This is a genomic window from Mycobacterium sp. Aquia_216 (assembly GCF_026723865.1).
Classification (GTDB): Bacteria; Actinomycetota; Actinomycetes; order Mycobacteriales; family Mycobacteriaceae; genus Mycobacterium.
On record NZ_CP113529.1, the window covers coordinates 1971014 to 1986260 of the forward strand.

General features: G+C 62.0%; 13 protein-coding genes. 9 read left to right on the forward strand and 4 right to left on the reverse strand.

What is annotated here, in order from left to right; translation table 11 throughout:
* The first annotated feature begins 350 nt into the window (after positions 1 to 350).
* From OK015_RS09325 to OK015_RS09335, 3 genes are all read left to right on the forward strand, one after another.
* Entirely contained in the window at positions 351 to 1004 is a 654-nt protein-coding gene (locus OK015_RS09325; protein WP_268130895.1) for a Bax inhibitor-1/YccA family protein, read from the forward strand.
* A gap of 195 nt (positions 1005 to 1199) precedes the next feature.
* Positions 1200 to 1649 (forward strand): DUF1003 domain-containing protein, encoded by a 450-nt coding sequence (locus OK015_RS09330; protein WP_268130897.1) that lies wholly within the window; start codon positions 1200 to 1202, stop codon positions 1647 to 1649.
* Positions 1650 to 1815: 166 nt separating this feature from the next.
* A complete protein-coding gene (locus OK015_RS09335; protein ID WP_268130899.1) occupies positions 1816 to 2688 on the forward strand; it encodes a hypothetical protein in 873 nt (290 codons plus the stop codon).
* A 1040-nt stretch (positions 2689 to 3728) separates the two neighbouring features.
* Here the strand turns inward: OK015_RS09335 and OK015_RS09340 are convergent.
* Positions 3729 to 4571: an SDR family oxidoreductase gene (locus tag OK015_RS09340; RefSeq protein ID WP_268130900.1), complete on the reverse strand. Its 843-nt coding sequence runs from the start codon at positions 4569 to 4571 to the stop codon at positions 3729 to 3731.
* A 64-nt stretch (positions 4572 to 4635) separates the two neighbouring features.
* A complete protein-coding gene (locus OK015_RS09345) occupies positions 4636 to 5406 on the reverse strand; it encodes an SDR family NAD(P)-dependent oxidoreductase (RefSeq protein WP_268130902.1) in 771 nt (256 codons plus the stop codon).
* A gap of 133 nt (positions 5407 to 5539) precedes the next feature.
* Here OK015_RS09345 and OK015_RS09350 point away from each other — a divergent pair, with 133 nt between their 5' ends.
* A complete protein-coding gene (locus OK015_RS09350; RefSeq protein ID WP_326498528.1) occupies positions 5540 to 6796 on the forward strand; it encodes a cytochrome P450 in 1257 nt (418 codons plus the stop codon).
* Between the two features lie 40 nt (positions 6797 to 6836).
* Here OK015_RS09350 and OK015_RS09355 read toward each other — a convergent pair whose 3' ends face one another.
* Positions 6837 to 7481 (reverse strand): TetR/AcrR family transcriptional regulator, encoded by a 645-nt coding sequence (locus tag OK015_RS09355; RefSeq protein WP_268130904.1) that lies wholly within the window; start codon positions 7479 to 7481, stop codon positions 6837 to 6839.
* A 347-nt stretch (positions 7482 to 7828) separates the two neighbouring features.
* Between OK015_RS09355 and OK015_RS09360 the strand changes: the two genes are divergently transcribed.
* Positions 7829 to 8389 (forward strand): ERG2 family protein, encoded by a 561-nt coding sequence (locus tag OK015_RS09360; RefSeq protein WP_268130906.1) that lies wholly within the window; start codon positions 7829 to 7831, stop codon positions 8387 to 8389.
* 73 nt (positions 8390 to 8462) lie between these two features.
* On the opposite strand, the gene OK015_RS09365 is transcribed toward OK015_RS09360, so the two are convergent.
* The gene (locus tag OK015_RS09365) at positions 8463 to 9098 is read right to left on the reverse strand and encodes a TetR/AcrR family transcriptional regulator (protein WP_268132572.1); all 636 of its coding nucleotides are present in this window, start codon (positions 9096 to 9098) and stop codon (positions 8463 to 8465) included.
* Positions 9099 to 9297: 199 nt separating this feature from the next.
* Between OK015_RS09365 and OK015_RS09370 the strand changes: the two genes are divergently transcribed.
* From OK015_RS09370 to mgtA, 4 genes are all read left to right on the forward strand, one after another.
* Positions 9298 to 10227 carry a metal-dependent hydrolase gene (locus tag OK015_RS09370; RefSeq protein ID WP_268130908.1) on the forward strand — a complete coding sequence of 310 codons (930 nt, stop codon included), beginning with the start codon at positions 9298 to 9300 and terminating at the stop codon, positions 10225 to 10227.
* Positions 10228 to 10235: 8 nt separating this feature from the next.
* A complete protein-coding gene (locus OK015_RS09375; protein WP_268130909.1) occupies positions 10236 to 11405 on the forward strand; it encodes a DUF7802 domain-containing protein in 1170 nt (389 codons plus the stop codon).
* A 134-nt stretch (positions 11406 to 11539) separates the two neighbouring features.
* Positions 11540 to 12295 carry an enoyl-CoA hydratase-related protein gene (locus OK015_RS09380; protein ID WP_268132574.1) on the forward strand — a complete coding sequence of 252 codons (756 nt, stop codon included), beginning with the start codon at positions 11540 to 11542 and terminating at the stop codon, positions 12293 to 12295.
* Positions 12296 to 12581: 286 nt separating this feature from the next.
* Complete coding sequence (mgtA, locus tag OK015_RS09385) at positions 12582 to 15209, forward strand: magnesium-translocating P-type ATPase (protein WP_442791227.1); 2628 nt, start codon at positions 12582 to 12584, stop codon at positions 15207 to 15209.
* The last annotated feature ends 38 nt before the right edge of the window (positions 15210 to 15247 follow it).

Below are 15247 nucleotides of genomic sequence, written 5' to 3' on the forward strand. Positions count from 1 at the left end.
TCACGATCGGCTTGATCGGAACAATCCGCCTTCCGACGTTGGCCAGGTCGGGTTGGCGATATCGTCTTCGCGAATGACGCGGCGAAAGGGATGTCGTGACGGCGATCGGCGTGTTAAAAGTCCTTTGATGGACCCGCGATTGACGGTGTGGGACGCGTCGTCGGGCCGGACGTCATCGCCCGCGCCGACAGGCGCGTTTCGAATCACACTAGGCAATGTTCGGAGGCCCACCGATCAGGTGCCGACGTTGTCTCCTATGCCATCGACGTCGGCTCGCCGCGGTGAAAGACTTCGCGCATGCTAGACACCGCAGCACCGAATCCTTTCTCCCGACTTGGCAAGGACATGTCATGAGCACAGCCGAATTCAGCGCGGTCGGGGCGCAGAATCGCACTCGTACTCTCTTCGGTCAGGTCATGTGGTTGGTGGCTGCCACCGCGGGACTTTTCGCGCTCGGCGCCTACCTGGGCCGAAACCTCGGTAACGGCCTGGCGTTCGTGTTCTTCATTCTGGCGTTCATCTGCCTGATCGGCATGCGGTTCGCCGTCCGCAGCTCGGCGGGTCTAAGCATGGCACTGCTGTTGGGTGTGGGACTACTGATGGGGCTCGGGATGTCGCCGACGCTGGTCTACTACGCAGAGGCGGACCCCCAGGCACTGTGGGAGGCAGGCGGTGCGACGGCCCTGTTCGTTGCCGGCTGCGGCGCCTTCGGTTACGCCACTCGCACCGACCTGTCTGGGATCGCCCGTGTCGGCTTCTGGGCGTTACTTGCCCTCATCGGGTTCGGGGTCGTGTTGATCTTCGTCCACATTCCCGGCGGTGCGGTGATCTATTCGATTCTCGGGCTCGTCGTTTTTGCGGGTCTCACCATGGTCGACTTCCAGAGGCTCCGGCGATCTACGGATATGGACTCGGCACCGCTTATCGCCGCATCGATCTTCCTGGATGCGCTCAATGTGTTCTCGTTCTTCTTGCAGCTGTTTGGAGGCAGGGGCCGGGACTGAGAACCGCTGCCGCAAGGTCCCGGTTGCGGCCGGCTGGTGTTGGGCGTCGGATTTGCTAACTCTCAGTGAATGGCGCTGTGTAACAGACTGCTTGGTTTCGCGATCGCTCACATCTCGGGCGACCGGGGCAATTTGGCTATGCCGATGCCGCGAAGCGAGGTCAGAATGAGCCCTGTGGACTCGGAAGGACGGAACATGACAACCCGGAGCTTCAACGCCGATCGGCACATCCCTCAACTCGTCCCGCACCGGTTGCCGCGCGATAGTCAAATCCACCATCCGGCCGTGCTGGCAGAGGCGAAGAGACGAAGCGAGAGACTGCACTTGCGGATGGCCGATCGCATCACCGCTTTCGCCGGCTCGATGAACTTCGTCTGGATTCACGCGGTCATTTTCGCCGTGTGGATATTCATATTGGAAAAGTACTCGTGGCCGATACTGGCTCTGGTGGTATCGCTTGAAGCGATCTTCTTGTCGACGTTTGTCATGATCGGCCAGAATCGCCAAGCCGCCTTCCAACAGGCCCAAGCCGACCACGACTTTGAAGCTCAGGAACTGGAGCTCAAAGCCAACACCGAATTGACCCGCCAAATCCAAATCCTCACAGAGGAATTGCACCGGCACTTCATCGGCGAATCCTCCTAGTGGTACCGACACCGACCCTAGACGCAGTACGCAGACAGATGCTGGGCTCTCTGATATGACCGGTCGTCGAGTCGCTGTCTACTACGCGTGGAGCCGCCCAGCAGAAACCGGTGCTCCGCTTACCGTTATCGAAAATCGGTTTCCGGCGTTGTTCGAAAGTCGGCGGATGCTTTATCCGCGCTTGGAAGAGCTCTCGGATCCGAGTCGGTTCGACCAGACCGTGGCCGGATTCCTCGACCATATCCTGAAGAAGAACTTCGCCGTCTTCGTCGAGCAGGCCCGCGCCCAGACCGGGCGGTCGGTAAGTGAGTCAGAGCGCGTCGAGGACGACGGCACGCTGGTTCTGCTCGGCGACGACCTGCTCGACACTGTCGACACACTCATCATTATTAGTTTCGATTCGCTGCGTACCGACCAGGAAGCAGCGGAATCCGAGTTGAGCGCCGTGCGGGCTTTCCTGGCGACACCCGGCAACCTGTTGGTCGTTTCCCCGCATCACGATATCGGTCGCGCGGAAGGGCTTTCGGGTCTTGACCGGTTGCAGCGCCAGGAGGCCGAGTTCTTTCATCACGGCGACAAGACCATCCCGCCGCAGCAGGGCTTTGGCGGTTTCGGACGCTCGCTGCTGGCCGGACTCGGTGTCCCGGTGGAGAACCGATTCGGGCTGCGCCCCGCCGCGGGACCGGATGGTTCGCCGATGCCGATCGAAATCGAAAGTGGGCTCGACCGGTTGAAGTTTCTCGACGGGGTAAGCACTTTCAATGTCCATCCCCATCTGCCGCACTTCGAGAGGCTCGGCGATGCCGTCCTGAAAATGAACGTGCTCGCTCGTCAGCGCATCGACCCGACGGCACCAGCGCATCCCTTCCTCCACGGCGGGCGGTCTACCTTCGATGCCCTGCTGCACTCCGGGATAGGGGTTTTCGCAGGCGATGTCCTCGTCGGCGACGCCACCTTATGGAGTTCAACTGCCGGGGGTCTGGACAGCCTTCGACGCCTTTGGACGAACATCATCCAACGCCGCGCGTCCCCGAGATAAACGATGCGGGGTCCGCGGTGCGGACAATGTTCCGATCCAACTCATCGTGAGGCTTCGTTGTCGCCGGGCCTCGGTGGTCTGCCGGGGTTGCCCCGACCAAACCGGTTCAACTCGGCGAACTGTGGCGACTCCTGGCCGCTCCGCGCCGCGCGCATTGCAGCCGCTGCCGGACTATGTCATCGCCCATACCCGTCGAGGAAGCCGGTAAGCCCGGTGGGACGGTGAGGACCGAGTGCGATTTGTTCGACCACTCCGATGCCGCGGCGGTCACCCATTGTGGCCCGGACCCCATTCTGTATGTGTATGGAGGCGAAGTCAGTTGGGTCGAAATCGTCAAGATGTATTGATTCTCGGCCTGTCTCGAGTTGTCCGTGGTTCGACCCGTGCCCCCAGTAAGGATGCCAGTAGCCGATACCACGCATGCGAAAGGTGAAGAGTTTTTCCACCTCGATATGCGTTTCGCCGTCAATGGGATCCTGAAACCACAAGTGTGCAGCCCGGATCTCGCGTCGTCCCGGTTCCCACAGGAGTTCGTAACTGATGTCGCGGCATTCGCGCACACCTACGGTGCTGCATGGCGACGCTTCGGAAGGAATGGGCTCGAGGATCTGTGCGGTCTGTAGCCAACGGCGGCCGTCTTCGTGTTCGTGAAACGCGAGATGGGTGAACCGATCGCCGAAATGCAGTGGGGCACCAACAGATGCTGCTGGTCACACCAGCGCGCCCTGACTATCAATGTCTCACTAAACATCCCATTCGACGACGGCGCCGTTGCCTCGGTGACCGTTGCGTCGGGCTGGTGGGTGCGCAGCCATCGCTGGAAGTCTTCGGCCAGCTGGTCGGGGTCACGCTGAGACGCGCGGGGCCTAGCCTGTTCGGAGGAGCCGGGCTCGTTCATAGCGCGGTGTGCCTTCCTCGCCGCCCCCTGCCACGATGGGCGCGACGGCGTGAGTTGTCTGGCGGACAGTTGGATTGCGGGGGCCGAGTTCCGGGGACATCGACATCATCGGCGGCGGGTGGCCGCACCAACGCGCCGGCAGTCATGCCGTTGCGTTCATCAGCCCGTCGACAGTGGGCATACTCGTGTAGTCGATCTGATTCGTCAGTATTGCCGCGGAAAATCCGTTGTCGACGAGCAGATTGGTCCCGTTGATGTAGGTGGCCGCATCGGAGCCCAAAAAGACCAGGGCATCGGCGACTTCGCTTGGCGCTGCTTTACGTTGACCGCTTTGGCTGATCATCCAGTCCAGGATCGGTGCGCCCATGGATGCTTTGAAATCGACCATTAGCGGTGTGTCGATCAGACCGGGGCACACGCTGTTAACGCGGATGCCTCGGCCGGATAGCGGGGTCGCCCACAGCAGTGTGATTACTTGGGCACACTCCTTGGAAAAGCCATAGGCATTCTGGGTGAGTTCGGGATGTGCCGAGACCCAGTTCAAGGAATCGTCCCAGTCCTCGAGTGCCAGCAGTTCGAGAATCGGGGTTAGCCGTTCGAGGTATCCGCCCCCGGCGGTCGACGCGGTATTGACCACCGCGCTGCCCGGGGGCATCCGATGCTGCACCGAGGAAATCAGGCGGCGCGGCGCGAAGACATTGACGCCCATCACGACCGGCAACGGTTGAGTCGCAGCGACCCCCGCGTTGTTGAATAAGACATCGACGGTGTCGGGAAGACGGGCGATGGCCCCGTCGACAGCCGTCGGATCGGACAAGTCGACAGCGATGGTTTGATCGACGCCGTCGCCGCACGTCTTTACGTCAAGGGCGACGATGTGCGCCGCGCCGGCGGAGCGAAGCTTGTCCACCAAGGCGGCACCGACTCCGGTCGCCGCGCCGGTGACGACAACAGTCTTGTTCTCATAGTTGATGATTGGCGGCATTGCGGTCCTCCTGTTACAGGCTGGTCTCCACGAAGTTCAGTCCGGGCACGGGTTGTCGGGGGTTCTAGCGCGCGACCATGCCGCCATCGGCGATGATGGTCTGCCCGGTTATAAAGCTGCCGGCATCTGACACCAGAAGCAGTGCGGGGCCGATCATTTCGGTTGGATCGGCGATCCGGCCCATAATCGTCGAGGCTTTCATCGCGTCGATGAACTCGGGAGGATTGCCGCGCACCATGTCCGTGTCGACGGATCCGGGAGCGAGCGCATTGACACGGATACCTTGCGACGCAAACTCGGCGGCCATCGAGCGGGTGAACGACACCATGGCGGCCTTGGCCGCGGAGTACATCGACACCACCGGCGAAAAAATGAACGCGCCGGCGGACACCATGTTGAGGATCGCGGGATACTTACTTTCGCGCAGGTAAGGCAACGCCGCCTGGACCAGGAAAACCGGGCCCTGAAGGTTGACCGAGAAGGATTTCGACCACGCTTCGGCAGTGATCTCGCCCAGCGGCAATGCCAACGGGTTGGCGGCGTTGTTGACGACGATGTCTACACCGCCGAATTCGTCGACGGTGGCAACGACCAGCCGGTTGATCGCCTCAATGTCACCGAGATGGGTCGGGACTCCGAGTGCTCTGCCGCCAAAGGATCGCGGCTTGTCAGCCGCCGCGGTGCAGGCGTCGGGTTTACGGCTGGCCACAACAACATTGGCGCCGGCTGCTACCAGCGCCTCAGCGAGGACATATCCGATCCCGCGAGTACCGCCGGTGATGATGGCCGTGCGGCCGCTGAGGTCAAAGAGCGCCTGCAGTGCGTCCTTGCTCACGTGATGGTGTCCCGTCTGGCGTGGCCCTACAGGCCTCTCCGTATTATCTTACACATTGTAAGGTAATACACGTGCGTTCGGACGGGACCCGATTTGATCGCGGCGCCCACATCCGTCAAAGGAGCGGGAAAACATGATGACGTCACCGACGCTGGGAGCCGACCCCGGCTTTGGAGAAGGCTTCGACTTCACCGATCCCGGATTGTTGGCCCAAGGGTTGCCGGTCCGCGAGTTCGCCACTCTCAGGCGCACCGCTCCGGTGTGGTGGAACGAGCAGGATGCGAACAGGGGTGGCGGCTTCCACGATGGAGGGTTTTGGGTGATCTCCAAACACGTTCACATACGCGAGATTTCGCGTGATCCGGATACCTGGTCTTCACACGACAACGGCTGCATCATGCGCTATGCCAATGACGTTCCGATCGAAGAAATCGAAGCGGCGAAGGTGATGATGCACAACTCCGATCCGCCGGTACACACCAGGCTGCGTAAGCTGATCTCCCGCATATTCACCCCTCGCAATGTTGCGGCTCTCGAGGACGGCCTGACCGCATCGGCACGACAGATCGTCAGCGCGGCCGCGGTCAAAGTGGAGGGCGATTTCGTCGAGGACATCGCGCACAAACTTCCCCTCAGGGCCATTGCCGACCTCGTTGGTTTTCCCGAAGACGATCATGCCAAGCTATTTCATTGGTCGAACACGATCATGGCCGCGGAGGACCCCGACTGCGAGGATGACGCCAAGCTCGCGATGGTCGATCTGATGGGGTACTCCTACGAAATCGCGGCGCGACGAAAGCGCGAGCCCGCCGATGACATCATCAGCCGGTTGGTGTCAGTCGACGATGAGGGCGATCAACTCACGGAGCTCGAATTCGGTTATTTCATGCTGTTACTCGTCGTTGCCGGCAACGAGACAACGCGCAATGCCACCTCAGCTGGCATGCTGGCGTTGCTCAACCATCCGGCCCAATGGGAGCTGTACAAACGCGACCGGCCGACTACCGCAGTCGACGAAATCATCCGTTGGACCAGTCCCGTCAACGCTTTCCAGCGCACCGCCCGACGCGACACCACCGTAGGCGAGGTTGCCGTCAAGAAAGGCCAGCGAGTCGGCCTTTTCTATGGTTCGGCAAACTACGACGAGGACGTGTTCAGCGATGCCTTCACCTTCGACATACTGCGAAATCCCAACCCCCATCTGGGCTTTGGTGGCACTGGTCCGCACTACTGCATTGGTGCCAATCTTGCCCGTAAAGAGCTCGGCATTATGCTCAACGCTGTCGCCGATCACCTGCCCGACATCGAGGTGACGGCAGCACCTCGGCGGATGCGGCACGGCTGGATCAACGGAATCACCGCAATGCCGGTGCGGTTCAACGCCCGCTGAGTCCCACCATTTACCCCGGGCTGGGACGCGGCGGCAAGGATCACGACGTCACCGTAATCCCGTGCAGGATCAGCGAGCACAAGTGCTCGACTAGATCCTTCGGCTTCAGCGCCGTATTGATCAATGTGTGGAGCATGACCGCGCCTCGGACTGTGTCAAGCAGCGCACTTCCGTCGACATCGGGTCGGACCAGGCCCTCGGCCTTCCCGCGTTCGATGAGTCGGACATACACCGCGCGGATGGGCGCGATATAGCGGGATTCAATTTGTTCGACCAGATCAGCACGGTTGTAAAGTTCTGCAGCGACACCGGGCAGGCCTGCCAGGTAAGCAGAGTCGGATTGCACTTGAACCATTGCGGTGACGAGCTTGGTGAGCGCCTCGGCGAACGGCGCATCGTCGTCGACGGGAACGTATTCGTCGGGTGTCGTGAAGATGGCTTCTTCAACGAGCGCGACCTTGCTTCCCCAATGTTGATAGACGAAAGGGCGCGACACACCGGCTTGACGGGCGATCCCCGACAGCGTGACGTCGTCGTAGCCCCGAGATGTCAGTTGCGCACGCGTCGCGCTGATCACCGCTGCCCGGCGGCGGAGGTCGCGGGGACGTCCCGGGCCCTCTGGTTTCACGGGAGTCTGCGGCTCAGCCGCCGGGCGTGCGGGGTTTTTGTCGTGCCCCACGTCCATCGTTAGAAGATATCGAAGCTCAGCCTGCCGCTCCGGCGATGACGGGCGATCTTCCCAAGGTCTTGGTATTGACGCCGTCAAGACTCGAAAGCCAAACGGGGGTGACGAGAGTTTCTGAGGTTGATCGAAATAAAGCGAAACTGCATTTCAGGCGCAAAATTGACTGGTAGAGCGTCGGTTTCGACTCCCGGCAGCTCTACAGAGGATCAACAGGCAAGAGCACAAGTTCTGGCCAGGTTTATTTATCCAATGCCGCGCGGCAGCAGGGCCGGTGCCCAGCAATCAGCACCGCGAGAGTCATCATACACGATAGACAGAATGTGTATGATAGGATAGCGTCATTGACCATGGGAGCGATATTTGATTCCGGGACTCTGCACGCGATCGCAAAGAACGCAACGGGTCTGGACACCAAGGATGCGGCCTTTTCGCAGATCATCGCCGAGCTGAAAGGCGAGTATCCCGGTCACATCCGTGACGACATCCCCTGGGTGTTCAACAATGCCGGCGGCGCGATGGGGCAGATGAAGCTGCTGCACGCCTCACTGTCGGAATACCTCATTTTTTTCGGCACGCCGATCGGCACCGAAGGCCACTCAGGCCGCTACGCCAGTGAGGTGTGGGACTTCATCATCGACGGCGAGGTGTGGTGCTACGAGGAGGGTCAATTCGAGCGAAGCGTGTACGGGCCTGGGGATGTGGCCTATTTGGCGGGAGGCAGAGCAAAGGGTTATGCCGTGCCAGACGCGGCGTTCATGCTCGAGTACGCGCGCGGGCCGATACCGGGCATGATGCCCTTCGGTATCGCCGATGCCATCTTCAGTACCATCGACGCGCCGACGATCGGCAAGACTGCCTGGTATTACACCCAGCTCGTTGTCGGTGAGCTCCTCAAAGGCAAGGTGTGACACGAAGTCCTCTGGTGCGGTTCGCGTTGAGCGAGAGCAATCTCGACGGTACCGTTCGAAACTGCCAACGCCGCTAGTGCTTGTTGGCGACAGGAGCGGCGCCGCCGTGCTGCTGGGCCAAGATAGCGCCCCCCAGCCACCGTTTGATGAAGCGCCGCAGTTCTTCTCGGCTCCGATGGGGGTCGTTGGGCGCGACGAAGAACGAGAGCATCGTGCGTAAGGTAAATTCCACCAGTTCGCGCAGTGCCGCCTGGTCGTAGCCGTATCGCGCCCAGTCGACGTCGAAGCGGGTAATCATCCGCATCCCAAAAGTCTGGGCTTCATCGGATGCCAGGTTCGGCGTATGGGAGTTGCGGTACTGTTCGGACAGCAGGATACCCAAATGCGGTGTGCGCGTTACCTGTTCGAGCGCGTACAACACGCCTTCCGTCATCGCCTCGGCTGGATCGCCGATACCGCGCACGGCTTCGGTGAGCCGATCGAGAAAGCCGTCGACTGAGGCCACCGCCGCTGCGTGCATCAGCGCTTCGGCGGTCGGAAAGTAGCGGTACACCGTCTGCCGGATGACCCCCAAGGACTCGGCTACCTCAGCGAGGCTGACATCGGAGCCGGTCTCGGCGATCAACTTGACCGCCGTGGCCACAATGCGTTGAGAGGCTTCCTCATCGGTGAGCGGAGGATGCCCGTCCCAGCCGCGCCTACGCGCCACGGTCGACAACTCCAAGCACCAACATTCCCGCAGGATATCGGCTCCGCATAACCGCTACAGAAGCGGCGGTTCGCCTGCGCCATTGACTAAGGCTCGACATTGAAGTAATCATACAACGTATGCCATCGATGTATGATAACTATTTCCAGCTGCTGCTGCTGCTGTGGGCGGCGGGCAGGAAACCAGTGAGGAGCACCTGATGACGGATCTCGTCGTGCGCAAGATGCGGTTCGCGTTCGCCGACCATCACGTTCCTTTCCTGTGGAACGAGCACAATCCGGCCTTTTCCAGCATGGCTAACGCGGTTTCGTTCCTGGCGATCGCTTTTGAGAAGATGATCGGCCACATGATCACCGAGGCCATGCCGTTGATCACTGATCCGACGGTGGCAGAGGAAGCGCAAGCGTTTGTCCGGCAAGAGGGTCAGCATTCGATGGCTCACCGCCAACACGCGAAGGGATTGATCAAAAGCTATCCGGCGCTCAAAGAGACGCTCGATGAGGTGATCGCGGCGTTCGACGATCTGACTGCCAACACGCCGTTGCAATACCGGCTCGCGTACACCGCTGACCTTGAGGCGACATTCACGCCAGCGTTCAAACTGATGCTCGATCATGACGACACGCTGTTCGCCGTCGGGGACGATCGAGTCGCATCACTGTTCTTGTGGCACTTCGTCGAGGAGGTCGAGCACCGCAGCTCGGCACTAATCATCTACGACTCGATCGTCGACGACCCCTGGTACCGGATGCGCGCGGCGCCGTCGATCTTCAAACACGTCTGGTCGGTCCTACGCATAGCCTGCGAAGGGTTCAACAAGCACATTCCGGTCGAGGAGCGCAAGATCGACGCCTTATCGATGTTCGGGATGCAGCGCCGCAAAAAGGCACTGATGCAACGACTGCCGTTCGTCGATGTCCCCGACGACGGCCCGTTCGAAAACGCCTTCAAGCATCTGCCGCTGCGCAAACAGCTTGTCGCCATGTCGGGCATCGTGCGCAGCCAGATCCCTGGTCACAAACCTGCACACGAGAAACTACCCGCCCTGGCCGAAGAATGGTTCAGGCGTTATGACGCTGGCTACGACGTCACTCACTGGTATACCGCAGCCGATAAACAGAACGCGTGAGGATTGCTATGTCCGACCCATGTGCACCGACGTTCGTCGACCTTGCTGCAAGACTTGGCTTTTCGTGTCAAACCGCGGGTGGCCTCCTCGAGTTCCGCAATCCATTTGGGTTGCAGAACTGGACTCTGCCGGTGCTGGAAGTCACGGTGATCGCCGGAGCGTTGCTGGCGCTGGTCTACGCCATCGTGCGGCTGCGTCGTCATCACGATCCGACAAATCTGGTGCTGTGGTTCGGGGCGATCGCGTACCTGCTCATCATTGAACCGCCCTTGTACTTCCCGGCTGACTTCGGGATCAGCAGCCACGTCGACACAATGTTTGCCCACAACGTATTCACCGTCGATTTCCTGTGGGGTCGGCTGCCCCTCTACATCGTCGCCGTCTACCCGATGATGGCGACCGTGGCCTACGAGATCGTCCGTATGCTCGGGGTTTTCCGCCACTACGGCGTATTGATCGGCGCGGTCTGCGTCGGCTTTGTCCACCATGTGTTCTACGAGATCTTCGACCAACTTGGGCCACAACTGCGGTGGTGGGAATGGACTCTGGACAACCCGATGAACAAGCCGTTCTTCGATTCGGTGCCCCTCCCCAGTGTCGTGGTGTTCGCCGCGCTGTGGCCGATGTCGCTGGCGCTTTTCGTCCAACTTTTCGTCGGCCGTCAAGTTGAAGACGGCAGAACATTTTCCGGGTCGCAGCTGCTGTGGCGCACCATCACGATCGGTGTCCTGGCGTCCATCGGCACTGCGGTGCTACCGCTGCCCGCCACAATCGCGGGTGCGCTATCGCACAGCACGATCGTGGTGGTGATCACCTACAGCATTGAACTGGCCGCCCTCGCCGTCGTTGCCACCGTGATCCTGATCAAGCAGTGGCTCCGGTCGCGCCGCGACGACGACTCAGAGGCTACGCGCTATTCCAACCCGGCGATCCTCGGCTACGCCACCGCCTACCTCGCGGTTATGAGCATTCTGTGGACGATGTCGCTCCCGGAGTACTTCCGGGCCGTCAATGGCGTTACACCAAGCGGTGATCCCACCGGCAGCCTCTGGTACACGATCGGATGTTTCCTTGTTGCCGGCCTGTGCATCGCTGCCGCCGGAACACGCCGATCGCAGCCACTTGCAGCGCTGTCGTCCAGGCGGCCGCAGGCCCCGCCCCTTCCTGTGAAGCCTTGATAGATAGTGAAGGCTGATGGCGTCCTGGTTATGGGTGTCGACCGGAAGGTGGAGGAGCTAACGTGGCCGACGAATCGCAGGCGTACGAACCGCAATTGAAGGTGGAGCGTGACGGCGACGTCGTCGTGCTCACGATGAACAACCCGCGTCGCAAGAACGCCCTGACGCCGGAGATGATCACTTTGATGGCGCAGGCCTGGGACGAGATCGACGCCGACGATGGCATCCGCGTCGCCATCCTCACGGGTGAGGGATCGTCCTATTGTGTCGGGGGCGACCTCGCCGACGGGTGGATGGTCCGGGGAGCCAAGGGCGGCAAGGGCTCTGCGCTCGTTCCGGAGGGCAAATCCGTTGGCAGCATCATCAGTGAGGGTCTACTGCTGAGCCGCTCGCTGGCCAAGCCGCTGATTGCCGCTGTCAACGGGCCATGTCTGGGCGGTGGCTGTGAAATGTTGCAGCAGACCGACATCCGAATCGCGGAAGAGCACGCGGTTTTCGGCCTGCCCGAGGCCAAGCTCGGGTTGATCGCCGGGGCGGGTTCGACCGTGCGGCTCAAGCGGCAGATCCCGTATACCAAGGCGATGGAGATGATTCTGACCGGCGAACCGCTCACCGCCGCGGAGGCCTACCACTTCGGCTTGGTAGGGCATGTGGTGCCGACAGGTCAATCGTTGGACAAGGCACGTCAACTCGCGGCCCGCGTTGCGGCCAACGGCCCGCTGGCGATCCGCAACGCCAAGGCCTCGGTGATCAACAGCGGCTGGATCGACGAGGAGGAAGCCCGCAGGATCGAGCAGCGCTTGGTCGTCGAGGTGATGCGTTCCGACGACGCCAAGGAAGGGCTGGCCGCCTTCGCGGCTAAGCGCGAACCCCGTTTCACCGGCAAGTAAGCGCGCGTCAGTCGCCGAAGGATGCGATCTCCGCGACAGCTGCGTGCTCATCGCTGACGAGACCGGGGACGGCCTGGTTTGCCGCAGCGATGTGGCATCTGAGCGAGCAGTGAGTCCAACTGCCCTGCGGCCATAGGTCTTGCTGACCCGATCCCTGAACTCGACCGGCGTGGGCATCAGCGGAGTCCTCTGACACCATTAGGCGGTGGCTGCAATGAGGGCGTCGAGGCAGAAGCGTCTGCCGAGAGCACGCTGCGCATCGAATCAGCGCTAGCAAGGACACGCGGTGACAACGACTGAGGACAAACACGCGGCGCTGACCACCGGCCGGGTGGGCTCCGCACCGGTCGCTGTGGTGCTGCGGTGGCTCGATACGTCGGAAGGCGGGCTTTCCCGCGCGGAGGCATCGGCCCGATTGCTGCGCGACGGCCCTAATGCTGTTCGCACCCATCAGGTGAGCGCGATTGCGGTGCTGGGACGCCAGTTGCGCAGCGCGGTGTTGGGCCTTCTGGCGGTCACCGCCGTGTTGTCGTTCTTCCTCGGAGACAGCAAACAGGCGATCATCATCGGAATCATCCTGGCTGCCAGCATCGGCTTGGGTTTCGTCAACGAGTACCGCGCCGAACGCGCCTCTGCTGCACTACATTCGGGAGTACACCACACGGCCGTGGTGTGCCGCGACGGGCACTTCATGAAGGTCGATGTGACTGCCTTGGTGCCCGGCGATGTGATCCGGCTCGCCTTGGGGGAAGCGGTCCCCGCCGACGTGCGGCTCATCGAGGTCAATGGCCTGGAATGCAACGAAAGCATCCTGTCCGGCGAGTCATCGGCCTCGGAGAAGTCGGTACCGCCGGTCAACGCCGATGTGGGCCTGGCTGATTCGACCGATCTGGCATTCATGGGCACGATCGTCAGTGCCGGCGAGGGCCTGGGTGTTGTGTACGCGACCGGTGCGAACACCGAGTTCGGCCGTATCGCCGCCGGCTTGGGCGAACGGCAACCCGAAACAGAGTTCCAGGCCGGTCTGCGCCGTTTCTCCTACCTGCTGCTGTGGGTGGCGCTGGCACTGACCGTACTCATCCTGGTCACCAACCTCTTGCTGCGTCGGCCGGTTATCGACTCGGTGTTGTTCGCGCTCGCGATCGCGGTGGGTATCACGCCGCAGCTGCTGCCGGCGGTGGTGAGCACCAGCCTGGCCACCGGGTCGCGGCGGCTGGCGCGGCTCAAGGTCCTGGTCAAACGGCTGGTCTGCATCGAGGATCTCGGCGACATCGACATATTGATCACCGACAAGACGGGGACCCTGACCGAGGGCCGCATCAGCCTGGTCGACGCCGTCGACCCGGGCGGTACGCGGGATGACGCGGTGCTGCGCGCGGGTCTGCTGGCCACCGACGTCGACGCGGCATCGGGCGGTGTCAGCGCCAACGCGATGGACACCGCACTCTGGGAGTCTCCAGCCGCTGAGGGCCTGCTGACAGCAAGCGTCCGCCGAGTCGCCACACTGCCGTTCGACCATGCCCGCCGCGCGACCTCAGCACTCCTCGACGACGCCGGCCGCCGCGTGCTAGTGGTCAAGGGCGCACCCGAGCAAGTCCTGCAAAAATGCGAGGGGCTACCCGACGCGGCGCAGGGCACGCTGGCCGCACTGTTCACCAGCGGCCGCCGTGTGGTGGCGGTGGCCAGCAAGCCCGCGCCGGAGCTGACCGCCCTCACTGCCGAAGACGAATGCGGCCTTATGCTGGATGGCTTCTTGGTGTTCGCAGACGAGCCGAAGGCCGCGGCGCGCGATTCGCTGGCACAACTGGCGGCGCTGGGCATCGAACTCAAGGTGGCTACCGGGGACAATCCTAAGGTCGCCGAAAAGGTATGCGCCGATTTGGGTTTGCCCTCCAAGGGCACGATCACCGGCACCGCGATGGACACCCTCGACGACGCCAGATTCGACGAAGCGGCGCGCGACAACACCATCTTCGCCCGGATCTCGCCCGAACAGAAGGCACGGCTGATCGTCTCGTTGCGCCGCACCGGACGGTCGGTCGCCTTCCTGGGCGACGGCGTCAACGACGCGCTAGCCCTGCACGCTGCCGACGTCGGGATCTCGGTGGACACCGCCGCCGATGTCGCCAAAGACGCCGCTGACGTGGTGCTGCTGGAGAAGGATCTGAGTGTGCTGGCGATGGGTGTGGCCGAGGGTCGGCGCATCTTCGCCAACACGATCAAGTACGTACTAATGGGCACCTCAAGCAATTTCGGAAACATGTTCAGCGCAGCCGCCGCCTCTGCCGTGCTGACGTTTCTGCCGATGCTGCCCAGCCAGATCCTCCTGAACAACCTGCTCTATGACAGCTCCCAGTTGGCGATACCCACCGACCGCGTGGACAAGGAGCAGTTGCTCGCACCGTCGCACTGGAACATCGCGTTCATCCGCCGGTTCATGCTGACGTTCGGCCCGATCAGCTCGCTGTTCGACTTCCTGACGTTCGGATTGATGCTGGGCGTGCTGCATGCCGGGCCGGTGGAGTTCCGCACCGGCTGGTTCGTGGAGTCGCTGGCCACCCAGACGCTGATCATCTTCGCGATCCGCACCCGGCGGGTGCCGTTCGTCCGCAGCAGACCCGGTCTGGTGCTAACACTGGCCGCGTTGGCGGTCGTCGTCATCGGCGTTGCACTCACTGTCTCACCTGTGGCCCACCAACTCGGGTTCACTCCGCTGCCGTGGCTGTTCTTCGCCGCGCTGGTCCTGTTCACGATCGTCTACCTGGTAGTCGTCGAGATAACGAAGACGGTCTTCTACGCCGACCCGATGCACCTGGCCGGGCGGCCACACCGCACCCGGGGACAGATGCACCGCATCCAGCGCCGCGCCGCCCGGTTCAGCCACAGCGGGCGGATCGCCAGCGATCCTGGGTAAGGAAGCCGGTTGGGGATGAGTTCAGCCGTCCGCGCCAC

Excerpts from the sequence above, each read along its gene's own strand:
- OK015_RS09355 (WP_268130904.1), bottom strand. The coding sequence starts at position 7,481 with ATGGACGTGGGGCACGACAAAAACCCCGCACGCCCGGCGGCTGAGCCG.
- OK015_RS09340 (WP_268130900.1), bottom strand. The coding sequence starts at position 4,571 with ATGCCGCCAATCATCAACTATGAGAACAAGACTGTTGTCGTCACCGGC.
- OK015_RS09375 (WP_268130909.1), top strand. The coding sequence starts at position 10,236 with ATGTCCGACCCATGTGCACCGACGTTCGTCGACCTTGCTGCAAGACTT.
- OK015_RS09335 (WP_268130899.1), top strand. The coding sequence starts at position 1,816 with ATGCTTTATCCGCGCTTGGAAGAGCTCTCGGATCCGAGTCGGTTCGAC.
- OK015_RS09360 (WP_268130906.1), top strand. The coding sequence starts at position 7,829 with ATGGGAGCGATATTTGATTCCGGGACTCTGCACGCGATCGCAAAGAAC.
- OK015_RS09350 (WP_326498528.1), top strand. The coding sequence starts at position 5,540 with ATGATGACGTCACCGACGCTGGGAGCCGACCCCGGCTTTGGAGAAGGC.
- OK015_RS09325 (WP_268130895.1), top strand. The coding sequence starts at position 351 with ATGAGCACAGCCGAATTCAGCGCGGTCGGGGCGCAGAATCGCACTCGT.
- OK015_RS09380 (WP_268132574.1), top strand. The coding sequence starts at position 11,540 with ATGAACAACCCGCGTCGCAAGAACGCCCTGACGCCGGAGATGATCACT.
- OK015_RS09370 (WP_268130908.1), top strand. The coding sequence starts at position 9,298 with ATGACGGATCTCGTCGTGCGCAAGATGCGGTTCGCGTTCGCCGACCAT.
- OK015_RS09330 (WP_268130897.1), top strand. The coding sequence starts at position 1,200 with ATGACAACCCGGAGCTTCAACGCCGATCGGCACATCCCTCAACTCGTC.